Genomic DNA, 19,690 nt, shown 5'->3' with positions numbered 1-19,690 from the left:
GCCGGGCCCTGCCAGCCCGGTGACGGACTGGGCATCGCGGGCGACGAGGTGGTGATCGTTGCCCCCGACGTCGCCTCGGCGGCGATCGGGCTGCTCGACTTGTTCCTTGCCGCAGGTGGGGAGCTGGTGACGGTGCTGGTCGGCGCGCAGGCCCGCGGGCCCGATGCGGCCGTCGACTCGCCCGTCGAGAAGGTCCTGAAAGGGCATGTGCACGATCGGCATCCCGGCACCGAGTTGGTCATCTACGACACCGAACATCGCGGTGACGCGCTGCTGATCGGGGTTGAGTAGCCGTGGCGGCGCTCGGCGACCGGCTCGACTACCTCATCGGCGCGAAAGCCGCCGAGTCCCTCGACGAGATCTTCGGTATCCGGACCGTCGACGATCTGCTGCGGCACTACCCGCGCAGTTACACCGAGGGCGCGGCAGTGCGGGGCGCCGGCGACGAGCGGCCTCAAGAAGGTGAGCACATCACCGTCGTCGACACCATCACCAGCGTGGTGGAACGACCGATCAAAAAGCGGCCCAGGGACAAACTGTTGATCGTGACCCTCGGCTTGGGGCGCGGCCAGGTCACCGCCACGTTCTTCAACCCGCGCGTCATCAAAAGAGGGCTGACCGAAGGCACCCGGGTCATGTTGTCCGGGGAGGTCGGCTTCTTCCGCGGCGCCATGCAACTGACGCATCCGGCGTTTCTCATCCTGGACTCGGCGGACGGAAAGGCTCGCGGCAGCAACTCGCTGCGCAGCATCGCCGACGCCTCACGCGCGGTCAGCGGGGAGGTGCTGCTCGACGCGTTCGAACGTCGCTTCTACCCGATCTACCCAGCCAGCACCAAGCTGCAGAGCTGGGACATCTTCGCCTGCGTGCGGCAGGTGCTCGAGGTGCTGGACCCGGTGGCGGATCCGCTGCCCGCCGACTTGATCGAAGAGCACGGGTTGATCTCCGAGGACCAGGCGTTGCGCGCCATTCATCTTGCCGAAAGCGAAACCGAACGCCGCCGCGCCCGCGAGCGGCTCACCTTCGACGAAGCCGTCGGCTTGCAGTGGGCGCTGGTGCGTCGCCGCCACGGCGAGTTGTCGCAGTCCGGACCGGCAGCGCCGCCGCGCGCTGACGGGTTGGCGCGACAGCTGTTGCAGGAGTTGCCGTTCGAGTTGACCGCCGGACAGCGGGACGTGCTGGAGGTGTTCTCCGCCGAACTGGCGGCGACGCGGCCGATGAACCGGCTGTTGCAAGGCGAGGTGGGCTCGGGCAAGACCATCGTCGCCGTGTTGGCGATGTTGCAGATGGTCGACGCCGGCTACCAGTGCGCTCTGCTGGCGCCGACTGAAGTCCTTGCCGGACAACATCTTCGATCGATCAGTTCGGTGCTGGGTCCGCTGGCGCTGGGTGGGCAATTCGGCGGTTTGGACTATTCCACCCGGGTCGCCCTGCTCACCGGCTCGATGTCTGCTGCGCAGAAGAAGCAGGTCCGCGCCGAGATCGCCGGCGACCAGATCGGCATCATCGTCGGAACTCATGCGCTGCTGCATGACGCTGTGCAGTTTCACCGCCTGGGCATGGTGGTGGTCGACGAGCAGCACCGGTTCGGCGTCGAGCAGCGTGATCAGTTGCGCGCCAAAGCGCCTGCGGGCATCACCCCTCACCTGCTGGTGATGACCGCAACGCCGATCCCACGCACTGTGGCGCTCACGGTGTACGGCGACCTGGAAACCTCGACGCTGCGCGAACTTCCGCGCGGCCGGCAGCCCATCAGCACCACCGCGATCTTCATCAAGGACAAGCCGGCCTGGCTGGAACGCGCCTGGCAGCGCATCGTCGAGGAAGTGTCCGAGGGACGCCAAGCCTATGTGGTGGCGCCCCGCATCGACGACGCCGACGGCGAAGACAAGAAAAACGGACGAACCGAAGAAAACGGACGGCCCTCGGCCACAGCCGAAGAGCTCTACGCCCGGCTGAGCCGCCAGGAGTTGGCCGGACTGCGGCTGGGTCTCATGCACGGGCGGCTGGCCGCCGAGCAGAAGGACGCAGTGATGGCGGCGTTCCGCGACGGCCAGATCCATGTGCTGGTATGCACGACCGTCATCGAAGTCGGAGTCGATGTTCCGAACGCGACGGTGATGCTCGTCATGGACGCCGACCGCTTCGGCATCAGCCAGTTGCACCAGCTGCGTGGACGCATCGGTCGCGGCGTGCACCCGAGCGTGTGTCTGCTGGCCAGTGGGGTATCGCCGGACTCGGCAGCGGGTCGACGACTGAAGGCTGTCGCCGACACGCTCGACGGCTTCGAATTGGCCGACCTGGACCTGAGAGAACGCCGAGAAGGAGATGTGTTGGGCCGTCACCAATCTGGCAGGTCTTTCACCTTGCAGCTGTTGTCGCTGGCCGACCACCGCCACGTCATCGAGACGGCGCGGCAATTCTGTGAGCAGGCCTACGACGAAGATCCCGAGCACCCTGGACTGGCGCTGCTGGCGGCGTCGTTCACCGGCAGCGACCGCCTTGAATACCTGGACAAGTCATGACCTCCGGCAACCGCAAAGTGTTGCTGTGGCTGTCGGCGGTCGCCGCGCTGGCGATGATCGTCGCCTACCAGGTGGTGACCTCGTCGGCGGGCGAACGTTCGCGAGAGTTCGTCGCGCGCGGTGACGTCCCGACCGTTCAGCCGGGTACTGATGTGCTGGCCGGAATCACTGTGGTGCCGACCCGGATTCGGCGTTACGACTATCGGCGCGCGGCGTTCGGCGACGCGTGGACCGATGACAACGACGCACCCGGCGGACACAACGGCTGCGACACCCGTGACGACATCCTCGACCGCGACCTCGTCGACAAAACGTATGTGGCGATCAAACGTTGCCCGGATGCGGTTGCCACCGGCACACTGCACGACCCTTACACCAGCACCACGATCGCCTTCCAGCGTGGCGCCAAGGTTGGCGAAGCGGTGCAGATCGATCACATCGTGCCGCTGGCGCTGGCGTGGGATATGGGCGCATACGACTGGCCGTCAGCTCAGCGGCTGCGCTTCGCCAATGATCCGGCCAACCTCCTGGCGGTGGAGGGCGAGGCCAATCAGGACAAAGGTGACTCGGAACCTGCGCTGTGGATGCCGCCCAACGGTGCGTTCCACTGCCAGTACGCAATGCAATTCATCGCCGTCCTGCGGGGCTACCAGCTTCCGGTGAATGCGTCATCGGTGCCGGTGTTGCGGCTGGCCACCGCGAGTTGCCCGACAAGCTGAGCCGGCCCGGCGCGTCGGCTGACCGAATCTGTCGGTGCCGCGTGTTACACACTTCGGTGTGAGCAGTCTGCTGGTCCTTGGTCTTTTCGGCGCTGTCATCGCTTTGACGGCGCTGGCCGTGCACCATCGAACGGAATCCCGCGTGGTCCGCGCGCAGCTTTCGGCTCGGGAGAACGATGTCCGCGACTTGCGCCGGTATCGCGAAACATTCGCCTCCATTCAGCACCGCGGCGAACTCGGCCAGGAGGTGCTGTACGAGGCGGCGCGGGCCTGCGGCCTTCGAGACGGCGTACATTTCGAGATCCAACCGACGTTGGCTTCGGGCAAGCGGCCCGATCTGGTGCTTTCGCTGGACAGCGGACCTGTTCCGGTCGACGCGAAATGCGCGGTCGACAATTACTGGAAAGCCGCCGAAACGCGTGACCGGGAAGAACGTCAGCGCCAGTTGACTGCTCTGGCCCGACGCGTGCGAGAACACGCTTTGGAGGTCAGCGCGAGGAATTACGTGTCCGGCGCCGACGGTATCGGCGGCACCGTCCTCTTCGTTCCGCTGGACGCGATAGCCGTCGCCGCGCTTGACGCCGATCCTCGTCTGTTCAGTGAACTGCGTCGGCTGAACGTTTATCTGGTTGGGCCGACCGGGTTCCTGATCCTGGTCCGATCGGCCCGTCTGGCGTCGTTGTCGGGTGACCTACTGGAAAGTATCGAGCAGTCCAAGGGCAGTGCGAGGCTGGTGTACCAGAACACCCGGCAGTTGATCGAGCGGCTGCGGGTGGCCAACACGCATCTGGTCAATCTCTCCAAAGCGCTGAGCCACGTGTCACGGTACGCCGACGGCGTGCGCGGATCGGCTGCGTCGCTGGGCATCGTCGCGGGGCTCACCGGTGAACTGCCCGCACCACCGGCAGTCGAGGTCGTGGCTGAGATGGCATTCGCTGACGATGGTGACGGCCCGCACCTTGACGGCGCCATCATGGCCCCGCGGGCTAAGTCGATCGGCGCCGAAAACTAGGCGCCGGTGTAGGTCAGCGGATCTTCCCGCAGCCGGGTGCCGTCGTTGAGCCCGTTGAGCGCGTCGACATGCTCGGCGGCCAGTTCGAAGTCGAAGACGTCGAAGTTGCTTGCGATGCGCTCGGGCTTGCCGGAACGGAAGATGACCGAATCGCCAAGCTGAATGTTCCAGCGGATCAGCACCTGTGCGGGCGTCTTGCCGTATTCGCCGGCAATGGATGTCACCGTCGGGTTGTCCAGCAGTCGCCCGAGGGCCAGCGGACTGTAAGCCTGGGTGGCGATGTTGTGTGAGGCGTTGGCGTTGCGGAGCTCAGCTTGGTTGAGCAGCGGGTGCAGCTCGATCTGATTCACCGCGGGCGTGACGAACGTCAGGTCGATGACCGTCGTCAGATGCTCCTCGGTGAAGTTGGATACTCCGATCGAGCGGGCTTCTCCGTTGCCTCGGGACTGGATCAGACCGCCGAAAGCGTCCACGTACTTACCTCGTTGCGGGGCCGGCCAGTGAATCAGGTAGAGGTCGACGTAATCCAGCCCGAGCCGATCCAGGCTCGCCTTGCATGCGTCCGGCGCGGTGTTGAAACCCTGGTCGGCGGTGGCCAGCTTGGTGGTGACGAACAGCTCGGCGCGAGCGATGCCCGAAGCCGCGATCGCGCGTCCGACCGCGGCCTCGTTCCCGTATACCGCTGCAGTGTCGATAAGCCGGATGCCTATCTCGAGCGCGGCGGACACCGCGCGTTCGGTCTCGTCGTCGTTCAACTCCGCGACACCGAGGCCGAGGACCGGCAACGTGTTCTCGTCATTGAGTGCCAAAGCTGGGACGGAGGAGGCCCCCGACTCGCCGGTCAACGTCATTCACCTGCCTATGAAATCGAAGGTTCGTGGATCAGCACCAAGACGGGTCCCGTCATCGAGCGAGGAAATCAACGCCATCTCATCTTGACTGAGCTCGAAGTCGAACACGTCGAAATTGCTCACAATCCGTTCGGGGTTCACCGACTTGGGAATCACGATATTACCGAGTTGCAGGTGCCATTTGATCAACACCTGCGCGGGTGTCCGGTCACAATCTTCGGCGGCCGCGGTGATGGTGGGGTGGTTGAGCAACGAACCCTGCCCGAGCGGTCCCCACGCCTCGGTGGCCACACCCAGTTCTGCGTGGACCTCCCGCAGCTCAGTCTGCGGCAGCTGCGGATGCAGCTCGATCTGGTTGACGGCGGGCACGATGCCGGTCGCGTCGATGACCGCTTTGAGGTGCTCAGCCTCGAAATTGCTCACCCCGATCGACCGTATTCTGCCCTGGTCGCGCAGGTGCGCGAACGCCTTGAAAGTGTCGACGAACAGATTGCGGGCCGGCAGCGGCCAATGAATCAGATACAGATCGAGGTATTCCAGACCCAGCCTGTTCATACTGGCGTCGAACGCCTTAAGCGTGCTGTCGTAGCCCTGATCGGCATTCCACAATTTGGTGACCACGTACAGTTGGTCGCGCGGTATGCCGGAGTCGGCCACTGCTCGCCCGGTCTCGCGTTCGTTCTGGTAAGCCGCCGCGGTGTCGATGTGCCGGTAACCGGCCTGCAGCGCGGCGCCGACGGCGCGCCCGACGTCCTCGGGTTGAATCTGGAAGACGCCGAACCCCAGGGCGGGGATCGAATTACCGTCGTTGAGCGTGATCGAGGGAGCTGCCATGACGAGAAGTCTGCCAGGCGCGCCTGACCGCAACCTTAAAGCGGTACGAGCCCCCATTCGACTGTCCCCTCGGCTGCAGACCAGAGCCGCTGCCGTCGGCGTCAAAGTCATTCCCTGGCTGCCGACCGGCGCGCAGCGCCTGCTCGCCGGCGGACGGTCGGTCACGATCGACGGAAACACGCTGGACCCCACACTGCGGCTGATGCTGGCGGGGCAGCGCGCACTCGGTGTCAACGGTTTGTCCGTCGACGATGACCCCGCCAGGTCCCGCACTCGGATGCGCCAGATGTGCCAGGCCCTCGGCGGCCCACTGATCCACGTCGGAGTCAGCGATGTGTCGATACCCGGACCGGCAGGCGACATTGCAGCACGGCATTACCGACCGGCCAACCCGGAACCGACGCCGCTGCTGGTGTTCCTCCACGGCGGTGGCTGGGTGATAGGAGACCTGGACACCTACGACGCGCTCTGCCGACTGACCTGTCGCGACGCCGACATCCATCTGTTGGCGATCGACTACCGACTGGCGCCGGAGCATCCGGCTCCCGCCGGGCTCGACGACGCCTATGCGGCGTATCGATGGGCCCAGCGGCATGCCGCCGATCTGGGCGCGATCCCGGGCAAGGTCGCGATCGGCGGTGACAGTGCGGGCGGCAATTTGGCGGCGGTCGTGTCGCAGTTGGTCCGCGCCGAGGGCGGTCCGGCACCAGTGCTGCAGTGGCTCATCTACCCGCGCACGGACTTCACGGCACACACCAGGTCCCTCACCCTGTTCGCCGACGGCTTCTTGCTCACCAAACACGACATTGACTGGTTCGAAGCGACATACCTGGGCGAATCAGAGATCGAGCCGACCGACCCGCGGGTGTCGCCGCTGCTGGCCGACAGCCTGGCCGGACTTCCGCCGGCGCTGATCACCGTGGCGGGTTTCGACCCGTTGCGCGACGAGGGCGAGCGTTACGCCGAAGCACTGCGCGCTGCCGGAAACGAGGTCGACTTCCGCTTGATGAGGTCGCTGACCCACGGCTTCGCGAATCTGTTTCCGCTGGGTGGTGGCAGTGCCGTCGCGACGACTGAGCTGGTCTCGGCACTACGCGCTCACCTCAGTCGCGTCTAGATCCTGCCGCCTGACGCCAGCTGCATCGAGTTGGCGGCTACGCGTCGTCGGCGGGCGAACCCGCCGGAACGCTTCGCCGGTACTCTAGAGGCGCTTGAGCAGCGAACGAAGCCGACAATCCGACAATCTGATGAAGAGGATCAGCCGAGCCGTGGCCAATAAACCGAAACGCCCCGCGCGCTACGACCTGAAGGCCGCCGACCGCAGGCGCAACCTGCTGGTCCAAATCGGGCTCACCGCGATCGTGGTGCTGTTTGCGGTCGGCTTGGTGCTCTACATCGTGATGACGCACAGTGACAAAGGCTCCACGGCCCCTCGAGCGGTTCGGGTCACCTCGGGCAAGCTGGTCACCAAAGAGGGCAGTAAAGACCCGAAGGCTGTGGTGTCGTTCTACGAGGACTTCTTGTGCCCGGCCTGCGGAAACTTCGAGCGGACCTTCGGCGCTACGGTGTCGAACCTCATCAACAGTGGTGCCATCGCCGCGGACTATTACATGCTCGGATTCTTGAGCAGCCCGCAGAACGACGACTACTCTTCACGCGCGGCCGCGGCGGCCTATTGCGTCGCCGACCAGTCGATCGACGCGTTTCGTCGTTTCCACAGCGCGCTTTACACCAGAGGCATTCAGCCTGACGAGCAGGGGCCGAAGTTTCCCGACAACGCCCGGTTGATCGAGTTGGCCCGGGAAGCCGGTGTCGCGGGCAGGGTGCCGGAATGCATCAATAGCGACAGATACCTGCCGTTGGTCGACGGCTTGGCGTCCTCGCAGAAGATTCGCGGGACTCCGACGATCCGGATCAACGGCAAGGACTGGCGTCCGTCGACGCCGCAGGGGCTGGTGGCGGTGATCAAGCAGATCGTCGGCGATGTGCCGGGCCTCGACACCGCCGCGGCGCCGCCCACGCCATGACGCTCACCTCGTCCGTGTCCGCGCAACCGAACGAGCCCGCCGTCGACGTGGTAGCGCCTCGGCCGGGTGTTTCTGTCCCGGTGCTCAGCGCGTGGTGGGTGCTGATCGCCGGGGTGATCGGTCTCGTCGCGTCGGTTACGTTGACGGTGGAGAAGATCCGGCTGCTCACCGACTCGTCGTATGCGCCGTCCTGCAACATCAATCCGGTGCTGTCGTGCGGCTCGGTGATGGCCACCGCGCAGGCGTCGGTGCTGGGTTTCCCGAACTCGCTGATCGGCATCGCCGCGTTCACCGTGATCACGGTCACCGGTGTACTAGCCGTGTCGAAAGTTGTTCTGCCCCGGTGGTATTGGGTGGGGACAGCCGTCGGCACACTGCTCGGCGCCGCGTTCGTGCATTGGCTGATCTATCAGAGCCTGTACCGCATCGGGGCGCTGTGCCCCTACTGCATGGTGGTTTGGGTGTTGACGATCTCGCTGCTGGTCGTCGTCGCCTCGATCGCGCTGCTACCGGTGAACGACAGTCACAGACACGCGGCCACGCGTGCGGTCTACCAGTGGCGGTGGTCGCTGGCGGCGCTCTGGTTCACTGCGGTGTTCCTGGTGATTTTGACGAGGTTCTGGAACTACTGGTCGACGCTGTTGTAGCGGCGCTGCCCGGGCGGCCAGTCACCCGTTGATGTTGCTCAAGTCGCCGATCAAACCGACGGTGATCGCCAGGATCACCGCTCCCAGCAGATAAGACAGCAACGCCTGGCGTAGTGCGGTGATCCGGATCGCCCGGCTCTGCAACCGGGTGTCGGAAACGGCGTAGGCCATGCCGATGGTGAAGGCCACGTAGGCGAAGTCAGCGAAGCTGGGCAGGTCGTCCTGGTTGAAGTCCACACCGCCGACTGGCTCGGTGTAGTAGTGCGCCGCATAGCGCAGCGTGAAGACGGTGTGCACCACCAGCCAGGAGGCGACCACGCTGAGGATCCCGACCACACCGGCCACGGCGTCGTGAACCTTCGTGGCGATGAGCAGGTAACCGACACCGGCCAGGCTGCCGAAACTGGCCAGCATGACGACCGAATCGGCCAGCGGCCGCGTCGGATCTACGTGCAGGGCAAGCGATGCCGTCGCGTCGGAATTCATCGGCCCGATCAGCGCCCACGTCCACCCGAGGTAGGCGATGGCGGCGGCGATCCACCCCGTCGGTGGGGCGTACTGCCATCCCGCGGTGAGGCCGACGATAGCCGCGGCACCGACCCCGAAAACCGCAATCGCGCCGATCCGGACCGCAGCCGGACTACGCCCGTGCAGGAGCGCGGGAGCCTTCATGGGCAGAGTTAAGCACGCCGGCGCGCTGACGTCGTGGAACACCGCGGCCGGATTGATACCGTCATCCCGAATGGAGGTCGGTTGACGCGGATCATCGCCGGGGCCGCCGGAGGTCGCCGTCTGGTTGTGCCGCCGAGCGGCACCCGACCGACCACCGACCGGGTCCGCGAATCGTTGTTCAACATCTTGACCGCGCGGATTGCTCTGCGCGGAATCTCAGTGCTCGATCTGTACGCCGGCTCCGGTGCACTAGGGCTCGAGGCACTGTCGCGCGGCGCCGCGTCGGCGATGTTCGTCGAGTCCGATCAGCGGGTGGCAGCCGTATTGACCCGAAACATCGCGACCGTGGGCCTGCTGGGTGCGACGCTGCGGCGCGGCACCGTGGCGGCCGTGCTGTCGGCGGAGTCGGAGTCGCCGGTGGACCTGGTGCTCGCAGACCCGCCCTACGACCTGCCCGCGGCTGAGATCGAGGCTGTGCTGGCGGCGTTGTCCGGACGCGGGTGGGCCGGCGCCGGCACGGTCGTCGCGGTCGAGCGGGCCCGCGCAGGTGCACCGTTGAAGTGGCCGGCCGGTTGGTCGCCGTGGCAGCCGCGGGTCTACGGCGACACCCGCGTGGAACTCGCCGAATTAGAGCGCCCTTCGGTATAAGACGTGCTGCTACCGTCATCGGTCATGACCGCCGCCGACGCAATACTCGGAGTGATGAGGTGGGGGCACCTCCCGCTTGCGGGGGAAGAGCGACGCGAATGACCAGCGGAGCGGTGTGCCCGGGATCGTTCGATCCGGTGACGCTGGGGCACGTCGACATCTTCGAACGCGCCGCCGCCCAATTCGACGAGGTGATCGTCGCGATCCTGGTCAACCCGAAAAAGCGGGGCATGTTCGACATCGATGAGCGGATCGCGATGATCAACGAGTCGACGACGCACCTGCCCAACCTGCAGGTGGAGTCCGGCTCCGGTCTGGTGGTCGACTTCGTGCGGGCCCGCGGCCTGACCGCCATCATCAAAGGCCTGCGCACCGGCACGGATTTCGAATACGAGTTGCAGATGGCTCAGATGAACAAGCACATCGCCGGTGTCGACACGTTCTTCGTGGCCACCACTCCGCGCTATTCCTTCGTCTCGTCGTCGCTGGCCAAAGAAGTGGCATTGCTCGGCGGTGACGTGAGTGAACTGCTGCCGGAACCGGTGAATCGCCGACTGGCCGAAAAGCTGCGTAAGCGCGACTAATTGGGGTCGTCGTCCTCGCCGTCGCGCAGGAGTTTTTCGGGATGATGGAAACCGTTGATGCGCGTTTGGCCATGGTCGAGATGCGGCGGGGGCAGCCATTCGGTGGTGCCGTCTCTGCGTTTGCGGGTAGTCCAACCGCCCGATGTGACCAGCTTGTGGTGCGGCCCGCAGCCCAGCGTGAGGTAGTTGATGTTGGTCTCCCGGCACTTTGCGAAGTCGGTGACGTGGTGTACTTCGGTAAGGTAGCCGGGCACGTCGCAGTTCGGGAATGAACACCCGCGATCTTTGGCGTACAACACTATTCGCTGCCCCGATGAGGCCAGACGTTTCGTATGGTAGAGGCCGATTGCCTTACCTTGTTCAAAGATGCACAAGTAGTGATGCGCATGGGAGGCCAGCCGGATCACGTCACTCATCGGTAGCAAGGTGCCCCCGCCGGTGATCGCTTTCCCGCAACCGGATTGCAGCTCGGCCAGTGTGGTGGACACGATGATGGTGGCCGGTAGCCCGTTGTGCTGACCCAACTCGCCGGAGGCCAAGGCGTTGCGCAGCAGCGCGCCCAGCGCATCATGGTTGCGCTGGCCGGCACTGCGGGTGTCGTTGTCGATGACCTCCTGCGACGGACTGCCGCTGATACACGGGCTGGCATCGGCGGGGTTGCACATGCCGAGGCCGGCCAGTTTCGCCAGCACTGCGTCCCACCCGGCGCGGACCTCCGGGGTCAGATATCCGTTGATCGGGCTCATCCCGTCAGCGCCCTGGTTACCGATGCTGATACCGCGCCGGCGGACCCGATCGTCGTCGGCGAAATTCCCGTCAGGGTTGATGCAGTCAGCCAACTTGTCGGCCAGCTTGCCCAGCTGGTCCGGCCGAAAGTCGGCGCCCCGCTTCGCCAGCCGCGCTTCGGCCTGCTGGCGGGTCTCGAGGTCAACGTCACTGGGCAGTTGGTGCAGGAATTCCCTGATCACCCGCACGTGGCCCGATCCAATGTGCCCGGCCCGCTGGGCCTGGGCAGTGGCGGTCAGTACTGGTTCCAGCGGTTCGCCGGTCATCGCCCGGCGTGGCCCTAAGTCGGCGGCCTCATGGATGCGCCGCGATGCTTCAGTGCGGGTGATGCGTAACCGCTCGGCGAGCGCAAACGGCAGTTTGCCGCCGAGTTCACCGTGGTCGGCCTGTTCGGCGACTTTATTTATGAACTGGTGCTCGACGGCCGGCAGCCGGCGGCGTACGGTTTCGCAGCGGTCCAGCAGCGCCAGGCATTCGCGGGTGGTCAATAGGTCGATCGACAGTTCCAGCGCTTGGGAAACGGCAGCGTCGAGGGCGTCGAAGACTTCGACGATCCCATCGCGGCTATTCGAACGCATGTTCTAATACTATCGCAACCAGCCGACAAGAGCCTTTTCTATCCACAGGCAAAAGCGCAGTGACGCAGAGAATTCCAAAGAGATGGCATTGCTCGCCGGCGACGGTACTAGTGGCAGTGGTGCCCGTGCTCGTGATGGTCTGCCGCATCGGGAGAACCGCCCATCATGCGCAACATCGGCATACCGCCGGTGGTGACGAAACGGAAGGTGAGCGCCGCGGCCACTACGAGGAAGATGATGTTGAGCCAAGTCGTGTAATTCCACGAGATTCCGGTGTGCATGACGGTCGCGCTGCGCGCCGTGGGAACCAAACCCACCGCACCGAATAGTAATTCGACGAGGTATCCGGCCACCACCATCGCGGCGTAGAAGGTGCCCACCAAGGCCAGCGTCATCGCGGTGCCGTAGTACTTGCGGTAGATGTTGAGGATCGGAAGGATCAGCAGGTCGGCGAAAATGAACGCGACCACGCCGCCGAAACTGATGCCGCCGTTCCACAACACCGCGGCCAGCGGCACATTGCCGATCGAGCAGACGAACGACGCAATCGCCACCAGCGGACCCACGATCGGTCCCCACAGCGCAGACAAGTGCGGGTGTCCTGCGAAAAACAAGTGCTGCCAGAATGTTTGAGGCACCCATGCCGCGATCGCGCCGGCAATCAACAGACCCAACACCAGGTCGCGCAGGATGGCGGTCCACTCCATCATGAACACGTGCGACACGGAGGTGAAGCCTCGACCGGAAAACAACCGCCGCGCAAATGATTCCTCGCCCTGCACGGACATGTCCATCGCGGCGTGGCCTTCCATCGAGCCGGCAACTCCGCGTTCAGCCTGCTGACGCGCCTCGTCGATCAATCTGGACCGCACGAAGAGCCGGAACAACACCGCCAGCACGACGATCATCAGCGGGCCGCCGACGAACTCGGCGACGGTGAACTGCCAGCCCAGCAGCAACGCCAGGATGATGCCCAACTCGACCACCAAGTTGGTGGAGCCGATCTCGAAGGCCATGGCGGCGGTGAAGTTTGCTCCCTTGCGGAACAGCGACCGCGCCAGCGCCACCGCGGCATACGAGCACGACGACGACGCGGCGCCGAGTCCCGCGGCGACAGCCAGGGTGCGGGGCCGGTCGTCGCCCAGCACGCTGACGATCGTCGAGCGCCGGACCACTGCCTGAATCATGGCCGACAGCACGAAGCCCAAAATCAGCGCCCACAGGATTTCCCACGTCATCGACCCCGCCAAGGCCAATGCCCGGCCGATCGCTCCCAGCACGCCCGCCACGAAGTCCTTCACTGTCCTCCACTCAATTGCTCGTCAAGCCTTACATGGTGTCGGTGACACCGCCGGGCTGGGTACCCGCCGGGGGTATCAACTAGTCTAGGCACTCGGCAACCGGGGCTCCGATTGCCGCAAATCCGCGGCAGCCGACATAATGTCGGCAGTGTTGCAGGCGCGTGGCGAAGGCTGCGTTTCGCAACCAATGCCCGACACACCGGATCGGCAGCACAGTCACAACGGCAACACCGGGCACACTGGTAACAACAACTGCCGGAAGGGTGCTGCCGTGTATCGAGTGTTTGAAGCGCTGGACGAACTGGGCGCCATAGTCGAAGAAGCCCGTGGCGTGCCGATGACTGCCGGCTGCGTGGTGCCCCGCGGCGACGTCCTGGAGTTGATCGACGACATCAAAGACGCCATTCCCGGCGAACTCGATGATGCCCAGGATGTGCTTGACGCCCGTGACTCGATGCTGCACGACGCGAAGGCGCACGCCGACTCGATGGTGTCGTCGGCGACGACCGAATCCGAATCGATGCTGAACCACGCCCGCGCCGAGGCCGACCGGATTCTGTCCGACGCGAAGGCGCAGGCCGACCGGATGGTGGGCGAGGCTCGCCAACACAGCGAGCGGATGGTAGGCGAGGCACGCGAAGAGGCGGTGCGCATCGCCGCAGCAGCGAAACGGGAGTACGAGGCGAGCACCAGCCGCGCCAAGGCCGAATGTGACCGGATGGTCGAGAGCGGCAACATCTCCTACGAGAAAGCCGTGCAAGAGGGCATCAAGGAGCAGCAGCGCCTGGTATCGCAGACCGAAGTGGTGCAGGCGGCCACCGCCGAAGCCACTCGGCTGATCGATTCCGCGCACGCGGAATCCGACCGGCTGCGCGGTGAATGTGACATCTACGTCGACGGCAAGCTCGCGGAGTTCGAGGACTATTTGAACGGCACCTTGCGTTCGGTCAGCCGCGGCCGCCACCAACTGCGGACGGCGGCCGGTACGCACGACTACGCGACCCGTTGAAGCCGGCCGTCAGTTCTGCAGCGGCATCCGCACGCGGCCCGCGCCGTAAGATTGCCCTATGGCCAGGCGCAACAGCTTTACGGCGCAGCGAGCTGCGACATCGCCGCTGACGCTTAACGTCGCCCGACTGGGACGACGCCCCGGGTCGATGTTGGAGGTGCACCAGACGGTGCCCAGTCCGACTCGGATCGGTGTGGAGCTGATCGCAATCCAGCCAGCCGCCCCCCTGGACCTGGATCTGCGGGTCGAGTCGGTGTCCGAGGGTGTGCTCGTGAGCGGGACGGTGGCGGCGCCGACGACCGGTGAGTGCGCCCGGTGCCTGTCGGCGATCTTCGGCGATGTTGAGGTGCAGCTGACGGAGCTGTTCGCCTACCCGGACAGCATCACCGAAGCAACCACCGAAGAAGACGAAGTCGGGCGGGTGGTCGACAACACGCTCGATATCGAGCAACCCATCATCGACGCCGTGGGGCTCGAGCTGCCGTTTGCGCCACTGTGCGGGCCGGACTGTCCAGGGCTGTGCCCGGAATGCGGTGTGCAGCTGGCGACCACGGAACCGGGACATCACCACGAGCAGATCGACCCACGGTGGGCCAAGCTGACCGGCATGTTGGCGTCGGACTCAGGGTCGGAGGAAGACACCGGCTCGGGGAGCGAGCGGTGACCCGGTCGCGTCAAGCGCTGCTCGACGCGCTCGGTGTCGACCTGCCCCACGACCTGCTCTACTTGGCGTTGACCCACCGAAGCTACGCCTACGAGAACGGCGGGCTGCCCACCAACGAGCGGCTGGAATTTCTCGGCGACGCTGTGCTGGGACTTACTGTCACCGACGAGCTGTTTCACCGTCACCCCGACCGGTCGGAGGGGGACCTGGCAAAACTGCGGTCAAGTGTCGTGAACACCCAGGCGCTGGCCGATGTCGCCCGACAACTCACCGACGACGGCTTGGGCGCCCATCTGCTCCTGGGGCGCGGTGAAGCCAACACCGGCGGAGCCGACAAGTCCAGCATCCTCGCCGACGGAATGGAATCGCTTCTGGGAGCGGTGTATCTGCGCCACGGAATCGACGCAGCCCGGCAGGTGATCCTGCGGCTGTTCGGTCCGCTACTCGACACCGCGCCAACCCTCGGCGCCGGGCTGGATTGGAAGACAAGCCTGCAGGAGTTGACCGCGGCCCGCGGGCTGGGCGCACCGTCCTACGCCGTCAGCTCGGCGGGCCCGGACCACGACAAGGTGTTCAGCGCGGTGGTCGTCGTGATGGACACCGAGTACGGGTCTGGTGTCGGCCGATCGAAGAAGGAAGCCGAGCAGCAGGCAGCGGCCGCTGCCTGGACAGCACTGGACGCGCTCGACAGCGCCTGATCGATGCCCGAACTACCCGAAGTCGAGGTGGTGCGGCGCGGTTTGCAGGCTCAGGTCGCCGGCAAGACGATCACCGCAGTGCGAGTGCACCATCCGCGCGCTGTGCGCCGCCACGAGGCCGGCCCGGCGGATCTGACGGCGCGGCTGCTGGGCGCCCGGATCACCGGCACCGACCGCCGCGGTAAGTACTTGTGGCTCACCCTCGACGGGCCGTCCGATGAAACTAGGACTGACACCGCGCTCGTCGTACATCTCGGCATGAGCGGGCAGATGCTGCTGGGTCAGGTGCCGCGCACCGACCACGTGCGGATCGCGGCGCTGCTCGACGATGGGACCACCCTCAGTTTCGTTGATCAACGGACGTTCGGAGGATGGCTGCTGGCGGACCTGGTGACCGTGGACGGCAGCGTCGTACCGACGCCCGTCGCGCACCTGGCGCGCGACCCGCTCGACCCGCGATACGACGCCGAGGCGGTCGTCAAAGTATTGCGCCGCAAGCATTCTGAGATCAAGCGTCAGCTGCTGGACCAAACCGTGGTGTCCGGAATCGGCAACATCTACGCTGACGAGGCGTTGTGGCGGGCGAAGGTGCACGGTGCCCGGCTCGCCGACGCCCTGACCCGCCGCCAGTTGACTGCAGTGCTGGAGGCGGCCGCCGACGTGATGCGCAACGCGTTGTCGCAAGGCGGCACGTCGTTCGACTCGTTGTATGTCGACGTCAACGGGCAATCCGGCTACTTCGACCGGTCGTTGGACGTTTACGGCCGCGAAGGCAAACCCTGTCGACGCTGCGGCGCGGTGATTCACCGGGAGAAGTTCATGAACCGCTCGTCCTTCTACTGCCCGAGATGCCAGCCGAGGCCTCGGGTGAAATAAACGTCGCCGACTGTACAGTCTGTGGGGTCAGTCGAAGATGCTGCGGCGCAAGCTGTTCGGTGGCGATCCCGGATCGACGAACCACTCGCGGCAGAACAGCACACCGAACACTTGCGGGGGAAGTCGCAACAGAATTCCGAACAGGCGCGCGGTGGCGCCGGTGTTGCCGATCTGGGAGCGGTGGGCGGCGAGAGCATCTCGCTTCTGGCGCGCGAAGCCGAAGACGTTGATGCGGTGGGTGATGGTCGCTCGCGGAGCGTACGCAGTGCGGACGACTTCGCGGTCATACGGTGCCGGCAGCCGCAACAGGCCGGCGACCCTGGCCGTGAGCTCGAGCATTTCGCGTGGCATCGTCACTTCGAGCACTCGAGGCGTCGCCGCGAGATCAGCAGCCCGCTTGCCGACCTGATGCACTTGCACATGGTCACGGTGGCCGTATCCGCCGTTGCGCTGATAACTGAGCAGCAGATCGGTGCTTTCCGCGCGCAATATCTCGGCCAACCGCTGTGCCGCCTCATCGGGATCCGCTCGCCCGAATCTGACGCGTCCCGGCGGATCAGGGTAGAACTGCGGTCCATAGCCGCTGTCGGCGTAACCCAGGCATTCAACCCGGTCTACTCCGAGAATCGCGGCGCTCGAGCGCAACTCGGCCAGCCGGATCCCGTCCTCTTGGTTGTGCACCCGCCCGTCGGTTGCCACCACGACGACCACGCGATGCCCGGCTGCCGCTGCCCGGGCCAGCGTGCCGCCGGTGAGGACCACTTCGTCGTCCGGATGCGCGTGGAACGCGACGACGGTGGCCATGCAAAGCAGTATGCCTACCGCGACCGAGTCGGGCCGCGATTGGCGTCGGGCCGTGGCGGGCCGGAGACACGCCCGGTACACGGTAGAAAGAAGCCATGACGGAACTGTGGGTGCAACGCACTGGCACGCGCCGCTACACCGGGCACAGCTCGCGCGGCGCGCGAGTGCTGATCGGCTCGGAAGACGTCGACGGTGTGTTCACTCCCGGCGAGCTGCTCAAAATCGCGCTCGCCGCGTGCAGCGGCATGTCCAGCGACCACCCACTGGCCCGGCGTCTCGGCGACGACTACCAGGCGATGGTGACAGTGTCCGGGGCGGCCGACCGCGATCAGGAGCGCTATCCGCAGCTGTGGGAAACTCTCGAACTGGATCTGTCAGGCCTGACCGAGAAGGATGCCGCCCGGCTGCGGGTCGTCGTCAACCGGGCCGTCGACCAGGTGTGCACCGTCGGGCGAACCCTCAAGTCCGGCGCCGAAGTCGCCTTCGACATCGCCGATCGTGGCCATGGCTGACGTCCGGCTGACGGCGTGGGTGCACGGCCGGGTGCAGGGCGTCGGCTTCCGCTGGTGGACCCGCTCGCGGGCGCTGGAGCTGGGCCTGACCGGTTACGCCGCCAACCAGCGTGACGGCCGGGTGCTGGTCGTCGCGCAAGGTCCGCGCGAGAGTTGCGACAAGCTGCTGCAGCTCCTGCAAGGCGATACCACCCCCGGCCAGGTGGACAATGTGATTGCTGAGTGGTCGTCGGCCGGGGAACCGATCAGCGGCTTCGCCGAGCGCTAGACGGTCGACGATGCGCGCCGGAGCGGCGCGAGGAGGAGCTGGGCAATACAGCGGTAGTCTGGCAGGCCGTGTACCTCAAGAGTCTGACGCTGAAGGGCTTCAAGTCCTTCGCTTCGCCGACGACTCTGCGCTTCGAGCCGGGCATCACCGCGGTGGTCGGGCCTAACGGTTCGGGCAAATCGAACGTGGTCGACGCGCTGGCCTGGGTGATGGGGGAGCAGGGCGCCAAAACGCTGCGCGGCGGCAGAATGGAAGACGTCATCTTCGCTGGGACGTCGTCGCGGGCGCCGCTGGGCCGCGCTGAGGTCACCGTCACCATCGACAACTCCGACAATGCGCTGCCGATCGAGTACTCCGAGGTCTCGATCACCCGCCGGATGTTTCGGGATGGCGCCAGCGAGTACGAAATCAACGGCAGCACATGCCGATTGATGGACGTCCAAGAGCTGCTCAGTGACTCCGGCATCGGACGTGAGATGCATGTCATCGTCGGGCAGGGCAAGCTTTCAGAGATCCTCGAGTCGCGGCCGGAAGACCGCCGGGCGTTCATCGAGGAAGCCGCCGGAGTGCTCAAGCACCGGAAGCGCAAGGAAAAAGCAGTTCGCAAGATCGACGCGATGTCAGCAAACCTGGCCCGGCTCACCGACCTCACCACGGAGCTGCGCCGTCAGCTCAAACCGCTGGGCCGCCAGGCCGAGGTGGCCCGACGGGCCCAGACCATCCAGGCCGACCTGCGTGACGCCCGGCTGCGGCTGGCCGCCGATGACGTGGTCAACCGGCAGGCAGAGCTGGCCGGCACCGCTTCGGCGGAGGCGGAGTTGCGCCGTGAGCACGACGAAATCCATGCGCGCAAGATCGTGGCCGCCGAGGAGCTGGCCGCGCACGAAGCCGCCCTGGCTGCGTTGTCGGAGCGGGCCGAGTCAGCGCAGCAGGCCTGGTTCGGATTGTCGGCGCTGGCTGAACGGGTGAGTGCAACGGTTCGTATCGCCAGCGAGCGGGCACAGCACCTCGACGTGCAGCCGGCTGTTACCAGCGGCCCGGACCCCGAGGCGTTGGAGGCCGAAGCCGAGCAGGTGGCGGCCGCCGAGCTGGAATTGCTGAGCGAACTGGCCGCAAACCGCAGCCGCTTGGAATCGGCCCGCGCGGAGCTGGCCGAGCGTGAACGAAGCGTCTTAGCGGCCGAGAAAGCCCACATGGCGGCGGTGCGTGCGGAGGCCGACCGACGAGAAGGGCTGGCGCGGTTGGCCGGTCAGGTTGAGACGATGCGCGCGCGGGTGGAATCGACCGACTCTCAGGTCAGCAAACTGTCCGAGCGCATCGAGGAAGCCGCGGCCCGCGCACAGCAGGCGCAGGCGGAATTCGAGACCGTGCAGGGCCGGGTCGGCGAGCTCGACCAAGGCGAGGTCGGCCTCGACGAACAGCACGACCGCAGTGTGGCCGCGTTGCGATTGGCCGACGAACGAGTTGCCGAACTGCAGTCCGCCGAACGCGCTGCCGAACGAGAGGTGGCGTCACTGCGGGCCCGCATCGACGCATTGTCGGTGAGTCTGGAGCGCAAGGACGGCGCCGCCTGGCTCAGTGAAAATCTCCGCGGCCCGGGCCTGCTGGGGTCCATCGCGGACCTGGTGAGAGTCCGTCCGGGCTACGAGGCGGCCTTGGCGGCGGTGCTGGGAGC

The 19,690-nt window shown here is 65.7% G+C and carries 21 protein-coding genes and 1 pseudogene; 16 read left to right on the top strand and 6 right to left on the bottom strand.

Annotated features, from left to right (window positions below):
• The 4 genes and pseudogenes from WA317_RS14165 to rmuC form a co-directional block, all read left to right on the top strand.
• Positions 1 to 291 (top strand): annotated as a pseudogene (locus tag WA317_RS14165) (DAK2 domain-containing protein); the annotation flags it as partial.
• A 2-nt stretch (positions 292 to 293) separates the two neighbouring features.
• Complete coding sequence (recG, locus tag WA317_RS14160; RefSeq protein ID WP_425173633.1) at positions 294 to 2,525, top strand: ATP-dependent DNA helicase RecG; 2,232 nt, start codon at positions 294 to 296, stop codon at positions 2,523 to 2,525.
• Positions 2,522 to 3,244 (top strand): HNH endonuclease family protein, encoded by a 723-nt coding sequence (locus WA317_RS14155; RefSeq protein ID WP_425173632.1) that lies wholly within the window; start codon positions 2,522 to 2,524, stop codon positions 3,242 to 3,244. Before recG ends, WA317_RS14155 begins: the two co-directional genes overlap by 4 nt.
• 58 nt (positions 3,245 to 3,302) lie before the next feature.
• Positions 3,303 to 4,256, top strand: coding sequence for a DNA recombination protein RmuC (rmuC, locus tag WA317_RS14150; RefSeq protein ID WP_425173631.1), 954 nt, complete (start codon positions 3,303 to 3,305; stop codon positions 4,254 to 4,256).
• Here rmuC and WA317_RS14145 read toward each other — a convergent pair.
• Entirely contained in the window at positions 4,253 to 5,101 is an 849-nt protein-coding gene (locus WA317_RS14145; protein ID WP_425173635.1) for an aldo/keto reductase, read from the bottom strand. The genes rmuC and WA317_RS14145 overlap by 4 nt on opposite strands.
• Before the next feature lie 6 nt (positions 5,102 to 5,107).
• Positions 5,108 to 5,941 (bottom strand): aldo/keto reductase, encoded by an 834-nt coding sequence (locus WA317_RS14140; RefSeq protein ID WP_425173630.1) that lies wholly within the window; start codon positions 5,939 to 5,941, stop codon positions 5,108 to 5,110.
• On the opposite strand from WA317_RS14140, the gene WA317_RS14135 reads away from it, so the two are divergent.
• From WA317_RS14135 to WA317_RS14125, 3 genes are all read left to right on the top strand, one after another.
• Positions 5,940 to 7,058: an alpha/beta hydrolase gene (locus WA317_RS14135; protein ID WP_425173629.1), complete on the top strand. Its 1,119-nt coding sequence runs from the start codon at positions 5,940 to 5,942 to the stop codon at positions 7,056 to 7,058. The genes WA317_RS14140 and WA317_RS14135 overlap by 2 nt on opposite strands.
• 151 nt (positions 7,059 to 7,209) lie before the next feature.
• On the top strand, positions 7,210 to 7,968 hold the full coding sequence (locus tag WA317_RS14130) for a DsbA family protein (RefSeq protein ID WP_425173628.1): 759 nt from the start codon (positions 7,210 to 7,212) through the stop codon (positions 7,966 to 7,968).
• Positions 7,965 to 8,615 (top strand): vitamin K epoxide reductase family protein, encoded by a 651-nt coding sequence (locus WA317_RS14125; protein WP_425173627.1) that lies wholly within the window; start codon positions 7,965 to 7,967, stop codon positions 8,613 to 8,615. Before WA317_RS14130 ends, WA317_RS14125 begins: the two co-directional genes overlap by 4 nt.
• Positions 8,616 to 8,636: 21 nt before the next feature.
• Here the strand turns inward: WA317_RS14125 and WA317_RS14120 are convergent, their stop codons facing one another.
• The gene (locus WA317_RS14120; protein ID WP_425173626.1) at positions 8,637 to 9,287 is read right to left on the bottom strand and encodes a DUF1345 domain-containing protein; all 651 of its coding nucleotides are present in this window, start codon (positions 9,285 to 9,287) and stop codon (positions 8,637 to 8,639) included.
• Positions 9,288 to 9,368: 81 nt separating this feature from the next.
• On the opposite strand from WA317_RS14120, the gene rsmD reads away from it, so the two are divergent.
• Entirely contained in the window at positions 9,369 to 9,935 is a 567-nt protein-coding gene (gene rsmD, locus WA317_RS14115) for a 16S rRNA (guanine(966)-N(2))-methyltransferase RsmD (protein WP_425173625.1), read from the top strand.
• A 98-nt stretch (positions 9,936 to 10,033) separates the two neighbouring features.
• On the top strand, positions 10,034 to 10,519 hold the full coding sequence (gene coaD, locus WA317_RS14110) for a pantetheine-phosphate adenylyltransferase (RefSeq protein ID WP_425173624.1): 486 nt from the start codon (positions 10,034 to 10,036) through the stop codon (positions 10,517 to 10,519).
• Here the strand turns inward: coaD and WA317_RS14105 are convergent.
• Both WA317_RS14105 and WA317_RS14100 read right to left on the bottom strand, forming a co-directional pair.
• Positions 10,516 to 11,883: an HNH endonuclease signature motif containing protein gene (locus tag WA317_RS14105; protein WP_425173623.1), complete on the bottom strand. Its 1,368-nt coding sequence runs from the start codon at positions 11,881 to 11,883 to the stop codon at positions 10,516 to 10,518. The two genes, coaD and WA317_RS14105, sit on opposite strands and share 4 nt — an antisense overlap.
• Before the next feature lie 107 nt (positions 11,884 to 11,990).
• Positions 11,991 to 13,172 (bottom strand): permease, encoded by a 1,182-nt coding sequence (locus WA317_RS14100; RefSeq protein WP_425173634.1) that lies wholly within the window; start codon positions 13,170 to 13,172, stop codon positions 11,991 to 11,993.
• 283 nt (positions 13,173 to 13,455) lie between these two features.
• Between WA317_RS14100 and sepIVA the strand changes: the two genes are divergently transcribed.
• From sepIVA to mutM, 4 genes are read left to right on the top strand one after another with little or no spacing between them, the layout of a single operon-like run.
• The gene (sepIVA, locus tag WA317_RS14095; RefSeq protein ID WP_425173622.1) at positions 13,456 to 14,193 is read left to right on the top strand and encodes a cell division protein SepIVA; all 738 of its coding nucleotides are present in this window, start codon (positions 13,456 to 13,458) and stop codon (positions 14,191 to 14,193) included.
• 58 nt (positions 14,194 to 14,251) lie between these two features.
• On the top strand, positions 14,252 to 14,857 hold the full coding sequence (locus WA317_RS14090) for a YceD family protein (RefSeq protein WP_425173621.1): 606 nt from the start codon (positions 14,252 to 14,254) through the stop codon (positions 14,855 to 14,857).
• A complete protein-coding gene (gene rnc, locus WA317_RS14085) occupies positions 14,854 to 15,555 on the top strand; it encodes a ribonuclease III (protein WP_425173620.1) in 702 nt (233 codons plus the stop codon). The genes WA317_RS14090 and rnc overlap by 4 nt, the downstream gene beginning before the upstream one ends.
• A gap of 3 nt (positions 15,556 to 15,558) precedes the next feature.
• Positions 15,559 to 16,431 carry a DNA-formamidopyrimidine glycosylase gene (gene mutM, locus WA317_RS14080; RefSeq protein WP_425173619.1) on the top strand — a complete coding sequence of 291 codons (873 nt, stop codon included), beginning with the start codon at positions 15,559 to 15,561 and terminating at the stop codon, positions 16,429 to 16,431.
• Positions 16,432 to 16,458: 27 nt separating this feature from the next.
• Here mutM and WA317_RS14075 read toward each other — a convergent pair whose 3' ends face one another.
• Positions 16,459 to 17,235 (bottom strand): PIG-L deacetylase family protein, encoded by a 777-nt coding sequence (locus WA317_RS14075; protein ID WP_425173618.1) that lies wholly within the window; start codon positions 17,233 to 17,235, stop codon positions 16,459 to 16,461.
• Positions 17,236 to 17,330: 95 nt separating this feature from the next.
• Between WA317_RS14075 and WA317_RS14070 the strand changes: the two genes are divergently transcribed.
• The 3 genes from WA317_RS14070 to WA317_RS14060 form a co-directional block, all read left to right on the top strand.
• Complete coding sequence (locus WA317_RS14070) at positions 17,331 to 17,747, top strand: OsmC family protein (RefSeq protein ID WP_425173617.1); 417 nt, start codon at positions 17,331 to 17,333, stop codon at positions 17,745 to 17,747.
• Positions 17,734 to 18,015, top strand: coding sequence for an acylphosphatase (locus WA317_RS14065; RefSeq protein ID WP_425173616.1), 282 nt, complete (start codon positions 17,734 to 17,736; stop codon positions 18,013 to 18,015). Before WA317_RS14070 ends, WA317_RS14065 begins: the two co-directional genes overlap by 14 nt.
• Positions 18,016 to 18,083: 68 nt before the next feature.
• On the top strand, positions 18,084 to 19,690 hold a 1,607-nt coding region (locus WA317_RS14060; protein ID WP_425173615.1), incomplete at its 3' end, for an AAA family ATPase.

This window comes from Mycobacterium sp., from assembly GCF_049802695.1.
In the GTDB taxonomy this organism is placed as follows: Bacteria; Actinomycetota; Actinomycetes; order Mycobacteriales; family Mycobacteriaceae; genus Mycobacterium.
Note: the sequence above shows the minus strand (reverse complement) of the source record. Positions and strands in the feature narration are given on the sequence as shown.